Here is a 22,014-nt window from a genome sequence, read left to right as displayed (position 1 = left end):
AGAAAATTGTGGATGCTTTGGCTGCCTATAGCAAAGTAAATCAGCAAATCCAAGAAACGCTGGTAAAAACTCATGCTTTGCTAGTGAAACGCATTGCACATCATTTACTGGGCCGTTTGCCGCAAAGTGTGCAGTTGGATGATTTAATTCAAGCAGGAATGCTTGGGTTGCTGGAAGCAACAAAACATTATGATTCCTCCAAAGGTGCTTCGTTTGAAACCTATGCAGGAATTCGGATTAGAGGGTATATGCTTGATGAAGTAAGGCGCAATGATTGGGTACCTCGCTCAGTCCATCGTAATGCCAGAATGATTTCTGAAGCAGTAAAAAATGTCGAGCACCGGTTGGGAAGAGAGGCGAAGGATTCGGAAATTGCCGCAGAACTTGAGATTTCACTCGATGAATATCATGAAATGTTACAAGACTCGGTAAGCAGCCATTTGTACGGTTTTGAAGATTTAGGGGTCACGGATGATGTTTTGCAAGTGGAAGACGGATATGCTGAACCTCATGTCAACGTATTCCATAGTGATTTAATGCGTCGTTTATCGGAAGTTATTCGTGGCCTGCCTCATAAAGAGCGGATGGTACTTTCGTTATATTACGAACAGGATTTGAATTTAAAAGAAATTGGGGAAGTTATCGGCGTTAGTGAATCTCGCGTTTCACAGATTCTAAGCCAGGCTACACATCGAATTAAATCACGTTTACCGGAATAGAAAATAATGGATGTATTAACTGTAGTAGGGATGCTAACCAGTTTTTTAGCCATTATGATTGGCCAATTGTTTGAAGGCGGAACTGTCCAATCATTACTTAACTTTTCTGCACTGTTAATCGTATTGGGAGGAACAATTGGCGCAGTTATGGTCCAAACCCCCCTCAGTACTTTCAAAAGAGCCTTTAATATTTTGCCGTGGGTCATTAAACCACCGCTGCTTGATTTTGAACCCTGCCGCAACAAAATGTTTGAATTGGCCAGAAAAGCACGTCAATTGGGATTTCTGTCTCTGGAAGAGCATTTGGAAACTGAAAAAAATCCCTTAATTAATAAAGGTCTTGAACTATTGGTCATAGGGGTAGATAAACTCACGATAAGACAAGTTCTTGAAGATGAGATTGAGCGGGTTGAGTCGCATGACCTCCATGCTGCCCAAGTTTTTGAAAGTATGGGAGGATACAGCCCAACCATTGGGATCCTGGGAGCAGTCTTGGGATTGATTCAGGTGATGCGTCATTTATCCGAACCCAGTGAATTGGGATTAGGGATTGCAGTAGCCTTTGTAGCTACTATTTACGGGGTGGGAATGGCTAATCTTATTTTTTTGCCTGTGGCAAATAAATTAAAAATGTGTATTGCTCATAAAGTACACTATGAGGAAATGATTGTAGAAGGTATGGTCGCAATTGCTTCTGGGGAAAGTCCCGGAATTTTGCTATTAAAACTCAACAATTTTGGTCAGCACAAGAAAAATGAAAGCAAGAAAAAAAGGAAGTGAGCAGCAAAATGACCATCATCGCTGGGTTGTCTCTTATGCAGATTTTATTACTCTGTTATTTGCTTTTTTTGTAGTCATGTATGCAATTTCTTCCGTTAATATTTCTAAATACCGATCTCTTTCAGAAGGGATGAAATCCGCTTTTAATAAAAAAGATGCAGCCCGTGCCCTCAAGTCAACAGACAATAAAAAAGATGGGCCACAAACCAAACAATTTCATGGACTTTTTAATGACGGACTTGATGACTTACATCAATCATTGGCGGAATTAGAAGATGGAAACTATAAGATTAATCGTCAGGAAGGCTGGATAGAGCTGGACATTAAATCAGGAGCTTTATTTGAATCCGGTGAGGCAGATTTAAAACCTGAGGCTTTTGTTAAATTAATGCAAGTAGCCAATAAAATTAAAAAATCAACTTCGATTATTTCGGTAGAAGGGTATACTGATAATGTACCTATAGAAACTCCTCAGTTTCCCTCAAACTGGGAACTTTCTGCCATGCGTGCCGCAGTAGTTGGCCGAACGTTAAATTCTTTTGGCATTTCAGCACAAAATCTTTTAGTAACAGGCTACGGAGAACAATTTCCGGTTGCAGATAACATTACAGCACAAGGGCGAGCAGCAAATCGTAGGGTGAGTATTATTATTGCCTTGAATCGAAATATTCCGCGACTTTTAAATCCGGAATTAAGTGAGCAAGCGCACCGTGTAGTCATTGGGAATGAGGATATGAAATGACAATTATTCTATTAATCTTAAATGGAGTTATTTTGCTATTGGGTATGAATTACTTATTGGAGCAGCGAAAAAAATTAACTGGCATGCAGGAAAAGGTGGATGCACAGCAAAAAGCAATTGATCAAATTACAAAGGATCACCCCATGTTAGTTCACGCCGATTTATTATTCTCCAAACAATTGCAAGAAATTAATAGACAACTGATAAGTATGGATAACCAGATTCAGGATTTGGAGAATAAACGAGACAATGATGGAGGTTACCGCCATGCCTTACGAATTTTGGAAATGGGGGGTAATAGAGAGGAAATTGTTGAAAGTTGCCATTTATCTCCTGCAGAAGCAGATTTGTTGATGAATCTCCAAGCTTATCGAACAGCAATGAAGACTTCATAAGTTGTTTTTTTGACTTCATTCACGGTAAAATCTCAGGCTTATTTTTTTACTGGGCCATGCTTACATCAAAATTGTAGCCTGGAATGCATTTGTAATGCAGATTACGCTATGGAAATCGGGATTACGAGTTGCGGTACGAGTAGAAGTATTAACCTGATTTATTATAAAAAGAGACACTTATGTTAGAAGTAAACCAAATTAATCTTAATCTGGTGGATCTTGAGAAGCGTGTAGAAGCGCTTAGGGGGTATCTTTGACTTTGACGCTAAAAGCGAGCGTCTGGAAGAGGTTGTCCGGGAACTTGAATCATCCACTGTTTGGGATAAACCCGAGATTGCACAGGCATTAGGACGGGAAAGGACCCAATTGGAAACAGTAGTTTCTAATTTAACCCAATTAAATCAATCCATTAATGATTTGCATGAGTTATTTGAGATCGCACGCGAAGAAAATGACGAACAAACGATAAATGAAATTGGTGAAGAATTACACTCTATAGAGCAAAACGTTGCTGATTTGGAATTTCGTCGTATGTTTTCCGGAAAAATGGATAATTCAAATGCTTATTTGGATATTCAGTCCGGTTCAGGAGGTACTGAGGCCCAGGATTGGGCAGAAATGTTATTACGCATGTATCTACGTTGGGGAGAACAACATGGGCTTGCTACTGAATTAATCGAATGTTCCCCAGGTGAAGTTGCAGGTATTAAAAGTGCTACAATTTATTTTAAAGGCGAGTATGCTTTTGGATGGCTGCGAACAGAAAGCGGAGTGCACCGTTTGGTACGAAAATCCCCTTTTGATTCGGGCAACAGGCGACATACTTCTTTTGCTGCAGTTTTTGTTTCCCCTGAGATCGATGATGATATTGAAATCGAAATAAATCCCGCTGATTTACGTATCGATACCTATCGGGCATCCGGCGCCGGGGGGCAGCACGTTAACCGAACTGATTCGGCAGTACGTATAACTCATGCACCCAGCGGGATTGTAGTACAATGTCAAAATGATCGAAGCCAACATCGCAATAAAGATCAGGCAATGAAACAGCTGCGGGCTAAATTATATGAATTGGAAATGCAAAAGAAAAATGCAGAGCAGCAGGCATTGGAAGCCAGTAAATCAGATATAGGTTGGGGATCTCAAATTCGTTCTTACGTATTGGATCAATCTCGTATTAAAGATCTTCGCACCGGTGTTGAAACCAGCAACACCCAAGCAGTACTAGATGGTGCATTGGATCAATTTATTGAAGCCAGTTTAAAGGCAGGAGTAGGGCAGCATGTGTGATGAACAAATAGAACATATTGATGAAAGTGAAGTTTATTATATTCGCAAGCAAAAATTAGCTGAATTACGAACAAAAGGTTTTAATTTTCCAAACCATTTTCGTCGCGAAAATTTAGCCCAGGAAATTATTAATCATTATGATTCCCTGGACAAGGAAACTTTAGCGGAAAAACACGTTAAAGTAATCGTGGCTGGCCGTATTGTATTAAGACGGATTATGGGTAAAGCGAGCTTTTTCCATATCCAAGACTTTTCTGGACGGATTCAAGTATACATTCGAGCTAACGATCTCCCCGAACAGTATGAAGAATTCAAACATTGGGACTTGGGCGATATAGTGGGTGTTCAAGGCGAATTGTTTAAAACAAACACAGGCGAACTTACAGTCCATGCGGACAGCCTTGAGTTATTGACTAAGTCCTTACGCCCATTGCCTGATAAATTCCATGGTTTGGCAGATCAAGAGGTGAAATATCGTAAACGTTATGTGGATTTAATAGCTAATGATGAAAGCCGCCTTACTTTCTTAACGCGTTCTCGTTTAATTCAAGCGTTCAGGCAATTCATGGATAAAAACTATTTTCTGGAGGTGGAAACACCCATGATGCATCCAATTCCTGGGGGAGCTATGGCTCGACCTTTTGTGACGCATCATCATACGTTGGATATGACCATGTATTTGCGTATTGCGCCTGAGCTCTATTTAAAACGCCTTGTCGTAGGTGGATTTGAACGCGTTTACGAAATCAACCGTAATTTTCGTAATGAAGGGATTTCAACGCGTCATAACCCAGAGTTTACCATGGTTGAGTTTTATCAAGCGTATGCAGATTATCAGGATCTGATGAATTTTACTGAGGAATTATTACATTATCTTTGCGATACGGTAATGGAAAAACGACAGATTGAATATCAAGGTCAAATTATTGACTTTAATAAGCCATTTACACGTATGACTGTAAAAGAGGCCATATTACATTATCACCCTGAAATAACTGCACAGCAGCTTGAAAATGTTGTGAGTTGTCGTGCAATCCTGCAGGAAAAAGGATTTCCTTTTAAAGAAACGGATGGCTTGGGCAAATTGCAAATTATATTGTTTGAGGAAACCGTAGAACATCAATTATTTCAACCTACTTTTATTACGGGTTATCCTACTGAAATATCTCCTCTGGCACGACGCAGCGATAGCGACCCTGAGGTGACTGATCGTTTTGAATTTTTTATCGCCGGTCGGGAAATCGCGAATGGATTCTCTGAGTTAAATGATGCAGAAGATCAAGCGGAGCGTTTTCGTAAGCAAGTTGAGGAAAAAGATGCAGGTGATCTGGAAGCTATGCATTTTGATAGTGATTATATCGAGGCTCTGGAATATGGTTTGCCTCCTACGGCCGGAGAGGGAATAGGAATTGATCGCTTGGTTATGTTGTTTACCAATTCTCAATCAATACGTGATGTGATTCTGTTTCCTCATTTGCGACAATAAATACTCATCAATGATAGGTAATTTTGCTTGCCCGATCACAGACAATCGGGCTGGTATTTTAGTTACAGGAGGTAACCTTCTTTCTGCAGGAGACAGTATCTTCCAAGACTGGTGAATACTGTACCCAGCCTCCCGGCTATTCCTGGAAAGAGGTCAAATAATGCGAAGTGTATCTTAAGGATATAACTTTTAACCGTAGCTGGTTTATTTAGGGTTTTAGGGCTCCCAAGTAAAAAAATAATAATATTCAGGAGACTTATGTTTGTTAATCAACTGCAGAAGGCGATTACATACCTTCGAGAAACGCAGGAAATCGCTCTATTTCTAACAATGGCTGATGTAAGATTAGCAACAGCATTTCGAGCTTCGCCCTTATTTTACATCACGCTGCCTTTTATAGGCTTCTTATTGACTATAAATGCTTTAATTAATGGGTATCAACTGGCACAAGCCAACAATCGAAATTTTGATCGATGGGTTCTTTTTATTACTTCGGTCATGTGTGCTGTTCTAGCAAGTATATCGCTCTATGGTGGAGCACTTTCTGCATTTTTTAATTTTAATTTCGCTGCAGGTCCCTGGTTTTTCTTCAGTAGTTTAATCGTAGCATTAAGCCACCAATTAGTGATGTCCGGACTTAATTTATTAAGAGCGTTTGAATCTCCTAAAGACAGCGTGCAGCGAATGCATTATCTGCAGGCTGCTTTTAATAATTTATTTGGTGTAACTTTTTTATTGTCTGCTTTGGGGGCGGTTACATTTGTTTTGCTTTTTCCTGTTATCCCTGCAGTAGGGGCTGCTTTTTCAATTACCGCAGTTTTATTTACTGCCTGTGATATCTTGTGGCGGATTACTCCCAACGAATTAAAGCAATTAATTAAAGGATGGCTTCATTTGCGTAAGCCCAATGTCCATCAGGATGCAATTGCCAATCAGAAAGAATTCCATAGACCCCAAGATTCTAAAGAAATCGAGCCGAACCACCATAGAATGTTCACCTGTTATGACTACAGTGCCTTAATCCGCACCATGGATTTGGAGCAGGCAACAGCTTTTTTATCAGGAGCTATTCAAGAGAAGTTAAAGCGATTAGAACACCATGATTCCAAAAATAAGGTAATAAAAGATAAGATTGATTTATTGACTGCAACGTTAAAAGTAATTACCCATGCCGAATCCGTTTCTAAAAAGGAACTGTTGAAGAAGTACCCGCTCGCATTTCAAAGCTTTTGGGCCGAAAAGGGTGATGTGGAGCACCTGTTCAATGCTGTACTTATTTTGCAAGGCAAACATTACTTCAATAATGCTACCTCTATCTCCCCAACGATATAGTAATGATAGTATTTTTAAGGAAGATGAAAAGAAAGTAAAGCGCCTTGATTTATCTTTTCAGTGTGACTTTACTTGTTATATAATTCATTTAAGTGTTTTAATTATTGGCTATCTGGCTTTTGGCTGAGCTATATTAATATTATCAACCCAAAACTCAATAGTAGAGTGTATTAATGTCGTTTACATACCGAACAATCACTGCGAATTGTGGAAATGATACCCTGGGCAACAATGCCAGTAATGATATTCATTTATTATTACAGGATGATAAGGCAGATTTTTTTGTCCTTAACTGTCAGGAAACGCATTTTGAAAAGACCCAGGAACAGTTAAGAAACTCACTCCCGGATGGTTATCAAGTAAAATGTTTGAAGCAAATGCCAACTCATACCAAATGGGACACGCAATTGCGCCAAACAACAGGGATGGCAACCTTTGTTATCTATAAAGACAATGTAACTGTAGATCTCGTAAGTTATAGGGAAGCTAGACGAAACAGCAACAGGATAAATGGCGGATCAGGATATAATAAAGGTGGTCTGGTTACTCACTTTACTGTGACTCGAAGTAAAAAAGAGGAAAACTCAAACGAGGAGATGTTAAAGGAAAAACCTGTTGGCGAAAGCATTACTGTGCAGGCAGTTACAGGTCATCTGGATGCAAATGATGTAAGGAAGCGCAATGAAGATTGGCATGTTTTATATCGGAAAACTATAAGGGATGTAGACACCTGGGAGGATCTTGTTGCTGCTTGTCCGCATTTATCACTTCTGGGTTATGATGCCAATACTCGTAACCGGCTCGATGATAATGGTGTAGAGACCAATATGTGGGATGATCCTGATAGTTATCCTGAAATACAGGCCCTTCATCATGTTTCTTTAGGAGGAACCCAATACAGAGGAGATGAGACTTATAATCACACCAAAGATGGAGAAAGAGCCGATCCCAAGCGGCCAGGTTATACGGCATGTGGTTCGCTAGATATTGTAACTGTTTTTGGTCAACCCTCCCCTGGGATAGGGAATGTGATTCAACTTAAAACAGAATTTGGATCGGCGCGGGATCACGATGTGGTTATCAGCCCAATGCTACAGTACGCTTCAATTTCTCCTTTTGAGCGGGTCAAAAATCAAATGGCCTCTCATTTGCAAGGTGTAGCTCCCGCTTTGTCTGGCGAAATTCGAAAAATGAAAGAGACCCCTGAGAATCAAACGAATCTCATAAATATCTATAAACAGTATTTAGGCCCTAATGGGTACCTGGATAAAACTCTTGATTTGCACAGACAGAAATTAGAGTGTTTTAAACGTTTGAATTCATTAAGTGGGGATTTAAAAAAAGAACTTTCAGATGTTTTATTCGATAAAACTGCATGGTATGCAGATGAGGCAAACCAAAAGTTAATGTTGGAGTTCCTAAAGTCCTTATCTCAGTGTGAGTATGCTTCAGGGGTTGAAGCGCGTTTGGATTGTTATCGTGAATTAAAAGCACGAATTGCTCAAGGAGCAGAAATACGGGAAGCAGATAAATTATTTAAACAAGCAGCTGTTGATAAATATAAAGAACTTTATAATTCTTTTAAGGCTGCAATAACAAGTAACCCCAATCTTCAAGAGTCTGGGGAAAAAATATTAGGCCAACTTGATGTCATTGCAAATTTTAATGAATTAAATGAGCTCAATCCTGTAAAGCTGGATAAAATGACTCATTTAGTTGCTCAATGCCATGCAGTAGTTAATTTATTAAATAATAATCAAATTGATAAAGCGAATGAGGTGAATAGCAACTTAATGGAACTTTCTCATACCGCAATGGGAAGCGCGTCTCCAGCCTGGTGCACTTTAGCAAAATTCGTGGAACAATTTGCAAACTCTGTTGTTTTTGTTATTTCCAAAATCTCATCTAATCTGAGCCAACAGGTTAAAGCGGGAAGTGATAGCCTTGAAATTATTCAAAATAAAAGATTATCCAGTTCCATAATAAAATTTAAGTCCGAATTACAGGAGTTAATTTCTCCCGAGAAAGAGAATGATGAAGGAGATTATGACACATATAGTCATCATTAAAATATAGGGATAAAATTTATGGTATGGGCTGACACACTCAAAAAGATAAGTGATGAAACGGCATTTCAAGCAGCGCTGCAGTGGGTTGAAAATCCAAAACATTTGCATTTGATTAATAACCAAATCAATTGCGTTTATCGTTTTGAATCTGAGGGTAAAGGATTTTATTTGCGCATGACCCATGAAAAAATTCGAAAACCACAAGAACTTCTCGCAGCAATTGATTTTCAACAACATCTGCATCTGAATGATGCGCCCGTTTGTCAGGTACTTAGCTCGAAAAATGGATCTTATATTGAAACCGTCCGCCAAGATAATTTTGATTTTTTAACCCAGGTATGTGCAGAAGTGCCAGGAACAATCATGCATTTTTCTTATCAGGATAAAAATACCTATTTTTTATGGGGACAAGCATTAGCTCGATTGCATCGTGCTGCTGGAACTTATCAAGCCAACCGCCATCATTTTAGAAGCTGGAGTGATCTGTGGCATGAAACAGCAAGTTACCTTGATGATGAGGAACAGGAAATTCGAGATTTATTCCACACTCTTGATCAGCGATTCAAATGTCTTACTGTGAATGAATCCAATTTTGGCCTCACTCATGGCGATCACCGTCCAGGTAATGTACTGTTTGATGGCCGACAAATCCATTTTATTGATTTCGATGAACCGGTCTATCATTGGTTTATAGCCGATATTGCCAAACCCTATTTAGACTTGTGCAGCATTCCTTTTAATGCATGGTCAGAGAAATTTACATGGATGATTGAGGGGTATCGAAGTGTTTTGCCCATAGATAATTGTCTCGTTCAGTCAATAAATGATTTTAGCCAAATGAAAAGCCTGGATATATACTTATGGTGCAAAAATAACTGGTTTGAATCAACAGCTCCAGGAGGGACGCCAAGGGAGCAATGGTTAAATGAGTTGCGATATATGGCATTGAAACCCTTATTTCGGTTTTAAAGGTTTATGCGATGAAAGAATCAGATAAGAACAAAGTTTATGAAACATATGATGAATTAATTGACTGGTTTGAGACCCATCGAAATAAAGAATTGAATATGGAAAAATTTTACCTGGATGAAATCCGAAAATATTTTCCTGTTGGGGGCAAAGTATTAGACATTGGTTGTGGTACTGGTGAGCCTATTGCAAAATTTTTTATTGAAGAAGGGTATGAATTAACAGGGGTTGATGCCAGTAAAAAAATGATAGATTGCTGCCAAAAAAAATTTCCTGATGCTCAATGGATTTTAGCCGATATGCGCAAACTAAAATTTGACAAGCAATTCGACATTGTCATTGCCTGGCATAGTTTTTTTCATTTACCCCAGGCTGATCAAAGAAACACGTTGGAATTATTTACTTCTTTAGTGAAACCTGGAGGTTTGTTAGTTTTTACCTCAGGCACTGAAGCCGGGGAAGTTTGGAGTGACAATGGGGGTTATAATTTATACCATGCTTCACTGGATACCCAAGAATATGAAACCATTTTGCATAAGAATAACATGAAAATTTCAGTGCATAAAATGCACGATCCGGATTGTGGGGGTGCCACTGTATGGCTCACCCAAAAAATATTATAGCGTTCGGCGTGCAGTAGTATCCCGGTTTGAATTGGCTTGGGTTAATGATTGTTTAAAAGTATCCAGTGATGGTAATGACCGGTTATGGGTGTGATGTGTGTGCTCCTTGACAAAAAAGGTGCTGGTTGCGATAAGCAAAGATTGAGCCCGTGCCAGCTTCAGCTTTTCATTTTCTTTATCTATTTCAGGATCTAGTGGGGTTATTTTTTTCGCTTGGTTAAGAGATTGTTCTGCCTCATCCAAGTTTCGCTCCATGCGGTAACAAGAAGCTGTATTTAACCAGGCATGTGCTTTATCGTGCCTGTCTGTGGCTTGTTCACGGATTGTTGCAAATTTTATCCTTGCTTCCCGATACATTCCTTGTTTGAATAAGCACATGCCTGTTTGCTTGAGCGCATGAATGTGATGAGGTTCCAATTCAAGAGCAGCTGAATATAATTCATAGGCCTGGATAAGTTCGCCTTTTTGATAAAGATGATCTCCAAATTGGCAGTAACAGTGTATTAAATTTCCTCTAATCACTTGAAGTGAAGTGTCAACTTTATGGCAATAACCTAATGCTTCATGATAATAGTAGAGGGCACACATAAAGTGAATACTGATGTTTTCTTGGGTGTTCTTCTCTTCTGAATGTTTCAGTAAATCAATAAATTGCTTATGCCAGCCGGCAGCTGTATTTAAAAACAACGGGTTATCGCTGCATAGTTCCAAAGCTGAATCAAGGGCGATATGCGCATCTCCTAGCAGGGTAAAACAGTTGTTTAAATTTCTTGTGAGGTGCTCTTGAGCCAGCTTCATATAACTTAATGCCAGATGATACCGTGCAGAGACACAATTAAAGTCATTCTCAATTGCTGCAAAATAATAGGTTATAGCAATCTCATCTTGATTGTCAGCTGCAAAACATTGTCCAAGAAGATCAAAGGCACAAGCCCAGTCTTTCTGGTTTTTTTCTATAGCCGTTAATTCAATAAACCGCACTAAATAGGGAATGGCTTCTTTTTTCTCCTCAGAAAAAAAACAGGCTTTTCCTAAAAGGAAAAAAGTATCTGGGAGTTGGTCATTTAGGCTAATCGCCTGTAGAAACATCTTTTTTGCCTGGATAAAATTACCCTGTTTAAAAGCTTCTACACCTTGTGAATGGAACGAGTCAAACATAGTGACGTCCTTAGAATGGTTTACTGCTTTTATGTGTACTAAGTTACCCAAGAATTTAGAATATAATAAGCAACTATTTTTGAATAGCCATTGAACCTATGAGGATCCTTAATCCTAACCCCATATCTGCCTTAAAGGAGAGTTAACTTGCAGGAACACGCAGCCTGAAACAAGCAGGGTAAAGCAGAAACGCTTTACCCAAAAGTGATATCTTTATGCGAGCTGAAAAGAATGAGAATTTTGCTGGGTATCTTCCTTCAATTTGTCATAAGCCCTCGTTAGGCAATTATGGCAACATTTTCTTACTTTTTCATAATCTTCAGCAGTCAATACAGTTTCGAAATGTTCAAATAATTGATCAACAATTTCGGAAAGTTTTAACTCTCGAAAGTGGATATTAGAATGGCTTATGGAAATAAACTGCAACTGTAAATGACGAATATATTTTTCAGGAGAGGTATGTAAAAAAGAACGAACAAAAGGTTTTAAAAGAGGGGAGTAAGTTTTTGAGAAATAATCTAGGTTAAAGGTTGCCTCCCCACCTGTTAGAGCCCCTTTTTCACAGGCCAATACAAATAATTGTAAAGCTACTTGAATTACTGGATTAAATTTCTGACCTTTAAAAACAGAACTTTCTGTTTCAAGTTTGTTAGCGCCAAATAATAAGGAATGGGCAATTTTTTCTAAAGTTTTTTGTGCTCTTTTCATTTCAGAATAGTGATCTTTTGTATGAAAATATGCATCAGACCATTTTTTTAATTCGTGTAAAAATTGCTGACTGTCTTCTACAGCTCGAGCTTGCATGGGTAGGGATGGTTGTGGCTCAGAATTTTGCGGTACAGGAACTGGCAACTCTATAGGCAAAACTCCCACATCACTCTGTTCCACCATAGGCGCGAGAGCAACGGCAGCAGAGCTTAAAAGAACTAAATCATTGAGTTCATGGGATGAATCTTCCTCTTCTGATTTGGATGATTTAGAACTTGATGTACTTGCTGCAGAAGGTATGTTTTGCTTCTTCTTCTTTAATTTTGGTGCGTTAGAATCCTGAACATTAGTTTTCTCAACAGAACTTGTTTCAAGTTGAGGTCTTTTTAATTTTCGTGGTTTGGGCATGCTATCCAGTAGAGAGCGTGCCAATTTAATCCCATCTTGAATATTCCGAAAGGTATCACTATCAATTGAGAGTTGTCTCCGTAGGACGGGATCTTTGTAACTTTTTTCAAGTATTCTCTTAAAATTGTTGTATTCACTTAAAACACTTATTAATTTGTTTCGCATTTGATGAGTGTCTTGACCTTCTTTCTTTGTGTCTTTTTCAATAAAAAAGAGTTGCAGTTCCGCTTTAATAAATTTAATTTTATGCAGTTCAAAGTTGGCTACAAGCAATTGATTTCCATGCTCCTCATTGATCACGGAAGGGGAAATTGATTGTATTGAATTAATAACTCTCTGATAACAACTAGTCGCTGTATTTAACAACTCAAGCAGGCTACTCAGTTCGGATTGTTTTTTATTTTCCAATGCATAATAAATATAACTGTCTGCAATTATTAATATACTCTCATTATTCTCGATTAAATCAAAAGCAGAAACTTTTTTAAAAAGATGTTTTAAATATGTTTCAGGTATTTTTTCAAATAACTCAATGTTTGCAGCTAATAAGTCTACTTGGTCATTATCAGATAAATAACCTTTAAAATTGGCAACTAATTCTTTATATATTTCTGTTAATTTCGACATAAATACCCTTTTTCAAAAAATAGAGTTGAATAACAGCACATGCTGTTCATACGTAATTTAAGGAAGGTGAATTATGATCTAAAATGATTAAAAAATACACTGGGAGGGTGAAGTTTTTTTCCTGGGTGTCTAATTTTTGTCTTGATGCAGGCTGAATGCTATATCCAACCTGTTTCACAGTTGCATCTACATCCCGGAATAATTAGGCCCGCCGCCTCCTTCAGGAGCATGCCAGACAATATTTTGTCGGGGATCTTTAATATCACAAGTCTTGCAATGAATGCAGTTTTGGGCATTGATTTGCAGTCTGGGGCCTTGTTCTTCTTCGACAATCTCATAAACACCCGCAGGGCAGTAGCGGCTCTCGGGAGATGCATAAATTTTTAAATTAATGTCTATTGCCAATTGAGGTTTTTTCAATACGAGATGACAGGGTTGATTTTCCTCATGGTATGTATTTGATAAAAAGACTGACGAGAGCCTGTCAAAAGTGAGAACTCCATCAGGTTTAGGGTAATCTATTTTTTTGGCTTTGCTTGCAGGCACCAAAGTCTCATGATCCGCATGATTTGCCAGAGTCCATGGAGAGTTTCCATGAGTAATATAGGTTTCAAATGCTGCGTTGATTAACCCGGGAATCAAACCGTATTTAAATCCTGGTCTAATGTTTCGTACAGAATAAAGCTCTTTTTCCAACCAGGAATTTTTTACTTTTACTGAGTAATCAACTAATTCAATTTGGGAAGTGTGCTCCTGCTGCAATGCTTCGAAGCAGGCCTGTGCGGCTAGCATTCCGGATTGCATTGCTGTATGTATTCCCTTGATTTTTGGGACATTAAGGAAGCCTGCGGCATCACCAATTAATGCACCTCCTGGGAAAGTAAGTTTAGGTAAGGATTGCCATCCTCCTTCATTAAGTGCTCGGGCCCCATAACTGATTCGTTCACCGCCAGTTAAAACAGGTTGCACTAACGGATGTGTTTTGAAACGCTGAAACTCCGCAAATGGGCTTAACCAGGGATTTTTATAATCAAGGCCTACGACAAAACCCAGGGCAACACGATGATTTGATAAATGATACATAAATGAACCACCATAGGTTGCATGATCCATCGGCCAGCCTATGGTATGAATGACCCTTCCTGGTTTGTGGTGTTCTGGTTTGACCTGCCAAATTTCTTTGATACCCAAACCATAGGTTTGTGGACTGGATTTATCCCTAAGATGATAACGGGTCATAAGACTTTGGCTCAGTTGTCCGCGGCAACCCTCAGCAAGTAGGGTCTGTTTTGCAAGTAAGTGCATTCCAGGTTGGTAATTATTGGTTTTTTCTTTATTTTTATCGATGCCAACGCTGCCGGTTGCAACGCCAATCACTTGATTGCGGTCATTATAGAGTGCTTGTACTGCAGCAAAGCCAGGATAAATTTCACATCCGAGAGCTTCAGCTTGCTGAGCGAGAAAGATGCAAAGCTCCCCCAGGCTAATAATATAATTACCTTCATTATGCATGGGTTTAGGAGTGGGGAGTTTGTAGGAGCCTTTTTTAGTTAGAAAATAAAATAAATCCTCATTTACAGGAGTATCTAAAGGAGCTTCTTGCCATGTTTCAGGAAGAAGCTCTTTGAGGCTTCGCGGTTCTAAAACTGCCCCGGAAAGAATGTGGGCTCCTACTTGAGCTCCTTTTTCCAAAATGCACACGGATAGTTCTTGCTGAGCGGCTAAGGCAAGTTGCTTTAATTTTATCGCGGCAGATAACCCCGCCGGTCCTGCGCCGACGATGATAACATCAAATTCCATGGTTTCGTATTCCACACGCGCCCCTATCTGTGATTTTACAAGGATAAAATAATCGCTTTTCTAGACCTTAAGATCAAGATTTATATTGGAAAATATATACTCCTATCCTTGATAGGAGAAAAATTCACAAATTAAGGTGCTGCGTAGTAATCTTGTTCACAACAATCATTTTTGCTTGCAGAAATAAGGGTAGCTGTTGAGCGAGTAAAAATTGAGACAATACTGTGGGGGATACTGATAACTGTTAACAATGCACCTGCAGCAGTTCCCAGTAAGGTTAAACCAAGTAATGAAATACTGTTTGCGAAACCTTCCAAAGCATTATCAAGATGTTCCGTGCTCATCATTGCAATAGACAGCAGGCCGCATAAGAGATAACCCACGGCATAACATGCAGAAATGAGTGCAGTGAATGCTATTAAACCGGTGCCCAAGGCAGATTCTAGCGGATACCATAGTGGGGCCAATAGTTCACCGGCAAATTCCTTTACATTTCGGTAGGGAGTAAAAAAACCTGGCCGTTCACTATATTTCGTCCTGGAACGCTGGATGATGCCCGCAAGATAATTTTCGTCTTCTGCTTCATTATCAAGATCAAATATTTCACGTATTTCGTTGTAGCCTATTAGTTCTAACATACAGTCCTCATGACCCTTTCACTTATCGGAGCCTATCCAATTTCCCTAATACAGTCAATGTGTTACTCGACCGGGAGAATCTTTTTTCTCACTTTATTGGTTTGGACTGTTATACAGAATTTATTAAATAAGCTAAACTGAGGTGATAGAAAATCAAAGGAGTTTTGGATGAAAACATTATTGGGTCTTTGGGTTTTTATATTTTCAATGACGAGCTTTGCGAATAACAATTCAGTCATGCAAGTTAATGTGAATAATCCCAATTTTGTGGTGACTTTACCTTCAAATCCAACTACGGGATTTCAATGGCAGGTCGTTAACTTTGACAAAAACCTGTTGATTCTCAGCAACAGTACTTATGAAAACCCGAAGACCAAACTTATTGGGGCGGGTGGGCAAATGCATTTCACATTCGCATTACAAAAAGGAAAAAGTTACCCTGAAAGTACAGTAATTGTGCTTAAATATGCCCGACCATGGGAGCCTGAAACGGCTACAGTTAAAAAAATTAAAGTGAATTTTGTTAAAAACTGATAGGGATTAATGTGAGTTCCAGTGCAATTATCCGGATTAATTTATCCTGTGAATTTCTGGAGCTGATGAACTGAAAAAGGATTAGATTCATACTTTCGTTCTGCAAAGAGATATGAGTTATTAATAAGGATATTATCTCATGAAAACAATAATAATTTGTGGAGCATTTTTTATTTTAATCTGTTTTCGAGTACATGCTGTACAAACCCCGAAGGCCGGTCAGGAGAAAGCCCCGGTAGCGCCCATCTCCTATGGGGCTATGCAAAAAACAGCAGCAACGCATCCTAACCCCAAAAACGCACAATATAAGGGAATCGACTGCGATGTCCGGATCCCTGGTGAAACTCAGGTTGATAAAGCCTTGATTGGAAGATGGGCAGAATATGCTGCACTTCATTCATTTAATTTTGACTCTCTCTCGATAGAAACTCAATTGAAGGATTTAAAATCATGCTATACAAAAAAAGGATGGCTTGGTTTTATTAATGCATTAAATGACTCAGAGAATATCAAGGCAATTAAAACTCAGAGGCTTAGGGTAAACAGCTCATTGGATGGAAAAGTTCAATTTATCGAGGTTAAGGAAAATCAATGGAAAATAAACGTGCCCATTAAAGTTATTTATAAAAACGCAGAAGAAGAGGTAACCCATTTTTTAAATGTTTATTTAATTATCAGCTGGAAAAATGCTTTTCAGCTTGGAATAGTACAGATGGTCGCAACTCCTCGTTCCAGCCCCTTATCTATGCAAGCAATTACAGTAAGAGAGGCCGTACGTAGTATTTCTTTAAGCGCAATAGAGCAGATAAATAATGCGGAGCACTTGCAAAAATGGTTGGGCTCATTCCTGGCTTCGCTTTCTCTAACATTTTCCCCACAAGCTGTTTTGGCGGCGAAGGATAAAATCACAGGTCACCGCGAAATGTTACCTGGATTAGAGCATGATAACCTAAAACAGATTCAGCATCTTGCCAAAGGACATAACAATTACCAAGTGTGCCAGGAGAAAAAAGAATCAGCACTGATAAAATCAACTGCTGATTTTCAAAAAACCTTAGGAATTATTGGAATAAAAATACTTAATAAATTGCAGCTTACTAAAAATCAGCTGAGTAACACTGGAACCAATATTTTTAGTACTAAACTCCCTGAATTAATTGCCTATTTTAAAGAAAGAAGTGCCGTTGGATTTAAATCTCCATTAAAAAATTTAGATAAACTAAAATTAACTAAAGTTCAAACTTTAATCACTCAGCTGACTCATAAAAAGTCACAAATTTTTGAGCCTAAAAAAAATCAGTGGGATATTGTTTTCCCGTTGCAAGTAGTTGGACAAAATGATCCGAATCAAATTTCCCAGGTGGATGTGCATTTGACTATGGGCAGAAACACGAATGGTGATCTTGTAATTTTAAAAACGAACATTGTTCCAAGCAGGGCTATTTCAACGTCCAACCATCTCGCCTCCGGGGTCTCCAATGAGCATGTATCCTCGAACCTTCAACAAGCAGGTTCGAATCACACAGAGGATAATACAATCAAATTAGTGCAAGCTCTCAATACATCCGATTCAAAAACAGTAACAAAAACTGTTATTAACCCATCTTCCGGAGGCCCGGAGACAATTAATTGCGATTACCAAATACCTGAAGGGACGGCAACGATTGATGAACAACTCGTGGTAACCTGGGCACAAAATGCTGCAATCCAATCATTCGATTTCAATTCGGCCTCTCTAGAAGCTCAGTTAGATAAATTAAAGTCTTGTTATACTGAAAAAGGCTGGGAGAATTTTAGAGGTGCTTTGGATAAATCGGGAAATATTGAAGCCATTAAATCACAAAATCTGGTCATGAGCAGCAAGGTCAATGGTCAAACAAAACTCATCGGAAGCAGAAACAATCTATGGGACATTGAGCTGCCCTTAAAAGTGGTTTATCGCAACAAACAATCTCAGGCAACTCAATACCTTCATGTTAATTTAACTATGAAACGCAAGCCTGCAGGTAAATTTGGAATTATGCGAATCAACGCGACTCTCATTGATCCCGACAACCCAATTCCATCAGCAGCTAATTCATCGAATAAGAACATTGATTCGGTACAAAAGGCACAGCTTGATTGTGACTTTAAAATACCTGCCGATATTAGTGAATTCAATCAAGATGTTCTTTTAACCTGGGCTAAATATGCTGTAACTCACTCTTTTAGTTTTGACTCGGACTCCATTGATGTTCAACTGAAGAAATTACAATCTTGCTATATGGAGCAGGCATGGTATGCATTTTTAAATTCCATGGAAAAATCCGGGAATATTAAAACTTTTAAAACTCAAAAGCTCAGGGCTACAAGCCAAATAGATGGAAAAATTCAACTTGTTGAATCACGCAACAATATATGGAAAGTCAGCGTTCCTTTAAAAATAAACTATCAATACGAATATGAAAATATAATTCAATTACTTAAAATAGAGCTAACTATAGGACGAAAAAATACCGGTGAATTTGGGATCATCCAACTCAATTCCACCTTACGCGTCGCATCTCTTCCTGAAAGTCCAAAACTTCTTGCTCATCCTGGTTATATGTTTGGTTAATCTCCACTGGCAAAAAGGTATGCTGACTGGTACTTTCAGAAAGGATAATAAAACTTGGGGACAACACAGTTCACGGCAATTGGAGGGATAACCTAAGAAGCCCTACATAGCGAACCAGAATGGAACAGACCTCTTAAACTATGGGGCTGATTGCTCTCCGTCCCTGGAACTATTTCCTGGCTAAAAACAAAATAACTCAGGCTTTTTTTAGCTTAAATGGCAAATACCTTGGTTCCCAAAACATATCTGCCACCACTTTTTCTAAATCAGCATCCTGATTTTTTTGCGCAAGTCCTGAATCGATAGCACAACGGGCTACGGCTACAGCGATCTCCTTGGCAACAGTTTGAGCATCATCCAAAGAAGGTAATAAGGGTAAATAACTTTCCTTTTTACTCGGGGCAAACTTACATAAGGCATGCGCTGCAGCAAGAATCATTTCTTTGGTTAATTTTGTTGCATTAACAGCAAGAACCCCCAAACCTATTCCAGGAAAAACCAATGCATTATTACACTGGGCAATTTGCACCATGCGATTATGGTATTCAACGGCGGGAAATGCTGTCCCTGTAGCAATTAATGCCCGTCCTTGACTCCATGTTAATATATCTGCAGGTTTTGCTTCGCATCGTTCATCAGGATTTGATAATGGGAAAATGATAGGTCGTTCGCAATTTACGGACATGGTTTCAATAATGTCTTGAGAAAATGCCCCTGGCTGAGCAGAGCAACCAATAAGTATGGTGGGTTTCACGTGTCTTACGGTGTCTGTCAGTGATGGATGTTGTTTTTCATTAATTGCCCATTGTTCAATTTCTTGGGGATCGCGTGCATAACACCTTTGTGCCTCAGTAAGATCCGGGTCGGTACTAAGTAACAATCCCTGGCGGTCAATGAGCCAAAAACGTTGATAGGCCTCTGCAGGAGTAAGCCCTTCGCGTACCATCGCGTCAATAATTTGATCGCTAATGCCTGTTCCAGCTGATCCGGCGCCAAAAACAACAATTCGCTGGTCCTGTAATTTAGATCCGGTTACATCACATGCTGCTAATAAGGCTGCTAGCGTAACTGCTCCGGTACCTTGGATGTCATCATTAAATGTGCATAACTGATCCTGGAATTTATCCAGAATTCGTCGTGCATTGCCTCGTCCAAAGTCTTCCCAGTGTAAAAATGCATTTGGGAACTGTTTATGAATTTCATGAACAAATGTCGAGATAAATTCATCGTAGGCTGCTGAGTTAATGCGCGGATGACGGCAGCCCAGATACATAGGATCATTAAGAAGTTCCTGGTTGTTTGTGCCTGCATCAAGAAAAATCGGCAGAGTGCGAGTAGGCTCAATACCTCCGCATAAACAATAAACCATTAATTTGGCAACAGGGATATCCATCCCTCCAATTCCCTGGTCGCCAATACCCAGAACACCTTCCCCATCAGTTACGACGATCACATCAATTTCTGGATTTGAGCGATTGTTTAATATTTCTTCAATTTGATTCTTATCGGAATGAGAAATATACAATCCACGGGGTTGCCTGTATTCATGACTAAAGCGTTTTACTGCGGTACCTACTATAGGAGTATAAATAGTAGGCAACATTTCCCCTAAATGCCGGTTGATTAATTTATAAAAAAGAATTTGATTCTTGTCATGCAAATTATTTAAATAAATATTTTGTTGCAAACGTGTGGTATAACTGGAATATTGTAAGTAGGCTCGTTTGACTTGTTCATCCAGGGTTTCGACTCGATGAGGGAGTTTACCTAAAAGCCCGAATTCTTTTCTTTCTTCATTGGTGAACGCTGTACCTTTATTTAATTGCGGTGTAGTGAGGAGTGGTTTACCGCATAGAGAGGTTTCAATATATTGTTCTCCTGTTTGTGGATCACGTAGCAATTTAAAATCAAGCATGGTTATCTCATAAGATGGCGTTAGCAGTTGTCTAGTGATAATATCGCTTTTTTGTAGTTTATAATAGGTTGAGTATGAATAAATATTTGGCAGTGCTATTAGTAATTTCAGGGCTAACCTCGTGTTCAGCAAAAAATGAACATTATTACAAATCGCACCCGAATGAATTACAACAAGCGATAAAAAGCTGCCCGAAAAGACAGCCGCAGGGCATGACTTGCGAACAGCTCGAGGCTCTTGCCAATCGCATGAATCAACTGGCATATCAATTACAACTTAGTCCCCAGGGTTTTGGGAAAAAAATCATATCCTTGCAAGAAACGATTGCGAAGCAACAAGTACGGTTAAAAACTGAGACCACTAATGAAAATTTACAAGCTGATTTAACTCAGAATAAACGTGACTTGGCTGATCATTTAGCAGTGGTTAGATGGTTTGAATCACCAACGAGTTAAATATGAACGTATTGATAAGTAATGATGACGGAGTTTTTGCACCTGGAATTAATATTCTAGCCGCAGAATTGGCAAGTTGTGTCAATGTAGAGGTTGTTGCCCCAGATAGAAATAGAAGCGGGGCAAGTAACTCCCTGACATTGTCCCGACCGATTAAAGTCAAAACATTGGAAAATGGTTATTACAGTGTGGAAGGGACCCCCACGGATTGTGTTCACCTGGCAATAACCGGTCTTTTAAATACCGAATTCGACATGGTTGTTTCAGGAATTAATGATGGGGCTAACTTAGGCGATGATACGCTTTATTCTGGCACTGTGGCTGCCGCTGTGGAGGGACGGTATCTTGGTTTGCCTGCCCTTGCAATTTCCATGGTTGGAGATAACATTCAACATTATGAAACAGCTGCAATTATTGCCAGACATTTGGTGATGAAATTAAGTAAACACCGTCTTCCTTCCCAAACCATTCTCAATATAAATGTTCCTGATGTACCTATAAATCAATTAAAAGGTTTGCAAGTAACTCGCCTGGGAACCCGACATAGTGCCGAACCTATCGTCAAAGATCGAGATCCAAGAGGACGGCCAATCTACTGGATCGGTTTGCCTGGGCCACAAGCAGATGCAGGTCCCGGGACAGATTTTTATGCAATTAGTGAAGGGTATGTTTCAATTACTCCACTCCATTTGGATATGACGAATTACAAAATGTTTGATCAATTAGCCAGTTGGCTCAATGGAATACAAATGGAATAAAAACAATTTGTT

19 protein-coding genes are annotated in these 22,014 nt (G+C 39.1%); 14 read left to right on the top strand and 5 right to left on the bottom strand.

Features of this window, described 5'->3' with window-relative positions:
* The first annotated feature begins 8 nt into the window (after positions 1 to 8).
* From KYQ_RS06460 to KYQ_RS06415, 10 genes are all read left to right on the top strand, one after another.
* Positions 9 to 719: an RNA polymerase sigma factor FliA gene (locus tag KYQ_RS06460; RefSeq protein WP_010653378.1), complete on the top strand. Its 711-nt coding sequence runs from the start codon at positions 9 to 11 to the stop codon at positions 717 to 719.
* Positions 720 to 725: 6 nt separating this feature from the next.
* Positions 726 to 1,499, top strand: coding sequence for a flagellar motor protein (locus tag KYQ_RS06455; protein WP_010653379.1), 774 nt, complete (start codon positions 726 to 728; stop codon positions 1,497 to 1,499).
* Positions 1,474 to 2,241 (top strand): flagellar motor protein MotB, encoded by a 768-nt coding sequence (locus KYQ_RS06450; RefSeq protein WP_010653380.1) that lies wholly within the window; start codon positions 1,474 to 1,476, stop codon positions 2,239 to 2,241. The genes KYQ_RS06455 and KYQ_RS06450 overlap by 26 nt, the downstream gene beginning before the upstream one ends.
* Positions 2,238 to 2,636 (top strand): DUF2802 domain-containing protein, encoded by a 399-nt coding sequence (locus KYQ_RS06445; protein WP_010653381.1) that lies wholly within the window; start codon positions 2,238 to 2,240, stop codon positions 2,634 to 2,636. Before KYQ_RS06450 ends, KYQ_RS06445 begins: the two co-directional genes overlap by 4 nt.
* Before the next feature lie 179 nt (positions 2,637 to 2,815).
* Positions 2,816 to 3,926, top strand: a protein-coding gene (gene prfB, locus KYQ_RS06440; protein WP_115264575.1) for a peptide chain release factor 2 whose coding sequence is annotated in 2 segments (ribosomal slippage) — positions 2,816 to 2,890 and positions 2,892 to 3,926 — 1,110 coding nt in all. Because the reading frame shifts where the segments join, the coding sequence is not laid out codon by codon here.
* Entirely contained in the window at positions 3,919 to 5,412 is a 1,494-nt protein-coding gene (gene lysS, locus KYQ_RS06435; protein WP_019349769.1) for a lysine--tRNA ligase, read from the top strand. The genes prfB and lysS overlap by 8 nt, the downstream gene beginning before the upstream one ends.
* Before the next feature lie 258 nt (positions 5,413 to 5,670).
* Entirely contained in the window at positions 5,671 to 6,744 is a 1,074-nt protein-coding gene (locus tag KYQ_RS06430; RefSeq protein ID WP_010653384.1) for a hypothetical protein, read from the top strand.
* Positions 6,745 to 6,917: 173 nt separating this feature from the next.
* Positions 6,918 to 8,813, top strand: a complete 1,896-nt coding sequence (locus KYQ_RS06425) for a hypothetical protein (RefSeq protein ID WP_010653385.1) — start codon at positions 6,918 to 6,920, stop codon at positions 8,811 to 8,813.
* 18 nt (positions 8,814 to 8,831) lie between these two features.
* Entirely contained in the window at positions 8,832 to 9,782 is a 951-nt protein-coding gene (locus KYQ_RS06420) for a phosphotransferase enzyme family protein (protein ID WP_010653386.1), read from the top strand.
* An 11-nt stretch (positions 9,783 to 9,793) separates the two neighbouring features.
* On the top strand, positions 9,794 to 10,405 hold the full coding sequence (locus KYQ_RS06415) for a class I SAM-dependent methyltransferase (protein WP_010653387.1): 612 nt from the start codon (positions 9,794 to 9,796) through the stop codon (positions 10,403 to 10,405).
* Here the strand turns inward: KYQ_RS06415 and KYQ_RS06410 are convergent.
* From KYQ_RS06410 to KYQ_RS06395, 4 genes are all read right to left on the bottom strand, one after another.
* Positions 10,400 to 11,563 carry a tetratricopeptide repeat protein gene (locus KYQ_RS06410; RefSeq protein WP_010653388.1) on the bottom strand — a complete coding sequence of 388 codons (1,164 nt, stop codon included), beginning with the start codon at positions 11,561 to 11,563 and terminating at the stop codon, positions 10,400 to 10,402. The genes KYQ_RS06415 and KYQ_RS06410 overlap by 6 nt on opposite strands.
* Positions 11,564 to 11,776: 213 nt before the next feature.
* Positions 11,777 to 13,306 (bottom strand): hypothetical protein, encoded by a 1,530-nt coding sequence (locus KYQ_RS06405; RefSeq protein WP_010653389.1) that lies wholly within the window; start codon positions 13,304 to 13,306, stop codon positions 11,777 to 11,779.
* A gap of 186 nt (positions 13,307 to 13,492) precedes the next feature.
* The gene (locus KYQ_RS06400; protein WP_010653390.1) at positions 13,493 to 15,121 is read right to left on the bottom strand and encodes a 4Fe-4S dicluster domain-containing protein; all 1,629 of its coding nucleotides are present in this window, start codon (positions 15,119 to 15,121) and stop codon (positions 13,493 to 13,495) included.
* A gap of 116 nt (positions 15,122 to 15,237) precedes the next feature.
* Positions 15,238 to 15,744 (bottom strand): hypothetical protein, encoded by a 507-nt coding sequence (locus KYQ_RS06395; protein ID WP_010653391.1) that lies wholly within the window; start codon positions 15,742 to 15,744, stop codon positions 15,238 to 15,240.
* A gap of 168 nt (positions 15,745 to 15,912) precedes the next feature.
* Here KYQ_RS06395 and KYQ_RS06390 point away from each other — a divergent pair, with 168 nt between their 5' ends.
* Positions 15,913 to 16,278 (top strand): protease inhibitor I42 family protein, encoded by a 366-nt coding sequence (locus tag KYQ_RS06390; RefSeq protein WP_010653392.1) that lies wholly within the window; start codon positions 15,913 to 15,915, stop codon positions 16,276 to 16,278.
* Positions 16,279 to 16,417: 139 nt separating this feature from the next.
* Entirely contained in the window at positions 16,418 to 18,874 is a 2,457-nt protein-coding gene (locus KYQ_RS06385) for a DotI/IcmL family type IV secretion protein (RefSeq protein WP_010653393.1), read from the top strand.
* A 196-nt stretch (positions 18,875 to 19,070) separates the two neighbouring features.
* Here the strand turns inward: KYQ_RS06385 and KYQ_RS06380 are convergent, their stop codons facing one another.
* Positions 19,071 to 20,789, bottom strand: a complete 1,719-nt coding sequence (locus tag KYQ_RS06380) for an NAD-dependent malic enzyme (protein ID WP_010653394.1) — start codon at positions 20,787 to 20,789, stop codon at positions 19,071 to 19,073.
* A gap of 74 nt (positions 20,790 to 20,863) precedes the next feature.
* Between KYQ_RS06380 and KYQ_RS06375 the strand changes: the two genes are divergently transcribed.
* On the top strand, positions 20,864 to 21,244 hold the full coding sequence (locus KYQ_RS06375; protein ID WP_010653395.1) for a hypothetical protein: 381 nt from the start codon (positions 20,864 to 20,866) through the stop codon (positions 21,242 to 21,244).
* Between the two features lie 2 nt (positions 21,245 to 21,246).
* On the top strand, positions 21,247 to 22,002 hold the full coding sequence (gene surE / locus KYQ_RS06370) for a 5'/3'-nucleotidase SurE (RefSeq protein ID WP_019349768.1): 756 nt from the start codon (positions 21,247 to 21,249) through the stop codon (positions 22,000 to 22,002).
* Positions 22,003 to 22,014: the final 12 nt, after the last annotated feature.

It is taken from the genome of Fluoribacter dumoffii NY 23 (assembly GCF_000236165.1).
GTDB lineage: Bacteria > Pseudomonadota > Gammaproteobacteria > Legionellales > Legionellaceae > Legionella > Legionella dumoffii.
Note: the sequence above shows the minus strand (reverse complement) of the source record. Positions and strands in the feature narration are given on the sequence as shown.

Excerpts from the sequence above, each read along its gene's own strand:
- KYQ_RS06455 (WP_010653379.1), top strand. The coding sequence starts at position 726 with ATGGATGTATTAACTGTAGTAGGGATGCTAACCAGTTTTTTAGCCATT.
- KYQ_RS06450 (WP_010653380.1), top strand. The coding sequence starts at position 1,474 with ATGAAAGCAAGAAAAAAAGGAAGTGAGCAGCAAAATGACCATCATCGC.
- KYQ_RS06445 (WP_010653381.1), top strand. The coding sequence starts at position 2,238 with ATGACAATTATTCTATTAATCTTAAATGGAGTTATTTTGCTATTGGGT.
- lysS (WP_019349769.1), top strand. The coding sequence starts at position 3,919 with ATGTGTGATGAACAAATAGAACATATTGATGAAAGTGAAGTTTATTAT.
- KYQ_RS06430 (WP_010653384.1), top strand. The coding sequence starts at position 5,671 with ATGTTTGTTAATCAACTGCAGAAGGCGATTACATACCTTCGAGAAACG.
- KYQ_RS06425 (WP_010653385.1), top strand. The coding sequence starts at position 6,918 with ATGTCGTTTACATACCGAACAATCACTGCGAATTGTGGAAATGATACC.
- KYQ_RS06420 (WP_010653386.1), top strand. The coding sequence starts at position 8,832 with ATGGTATGGGCTGACACACTCAAAAAGATAAGTGATGAAACGGCATTT.
- KYQ_RS06415 (WP_010653387.1), top strand. The coding sequence starts at position 9,794 with ATGAAAGAATCAGATAAGAACAAAGTTTATGAAACATATGATGAATTA.
- KYQ_RS06410 (WP_010653388.1), bottom strand. The coding sequence starts at position 11,563 with ATGTTTGACTCGTTCCATTCACAAGGTGTAGAAGCTTTTAAACAGGGT.
- KYQ_RS06405 (WP_010653389.1), bottom strand. The coding sequence starts at position 13,306 with ATGTCGAAATTAACAGAAATATATAAAGAATTAGTTGCCAATTTTAAA.
- KYQ_RS06395 (WP_010653391.1), bottom strand. The coding sequence starts at position 15,744 with ATGTTAGAACTAATAGGCTACAACGAAATACGTGAAATATTTGATCTT.
- KYQ_RS06390 (WP_010653392.1), top strand. The coding sequence starts at position 15,913 with ATGAAAACATTATTGGGTCTTTGGGTTTTTATATTTTCAATGACGAGC.
- KYQ_RS06385 (WP_010653393.1), top strand. The coding sequence starts at position 16,418 with ATGAAAACAATAATAATTTGTGGAGCATTTTTTATTTTAATCTGTTTT.
- KYQ_RS06380 (WP_010653394.1), bottom strand. The coding sequence starts at position 20,789 with ATGCTTGATTTTAAATTGCTACGTGATCCACAAACAGGAGAACAATAT.
- KYQ_RS06375 (WP_010653395.1), top strand. The coding sequence starts at position 20,864 with ATGAATAAATATTTGGCAGTGCTATTAGTAATTTCAGGGCTAACCTCG.
- surE (WP_019349768.1), top strand. The coding sequence starts at position 21,247 with ATGAACGTATTGATAAGTAATGATGACGGAGTTTTTGCACCTGGAATT.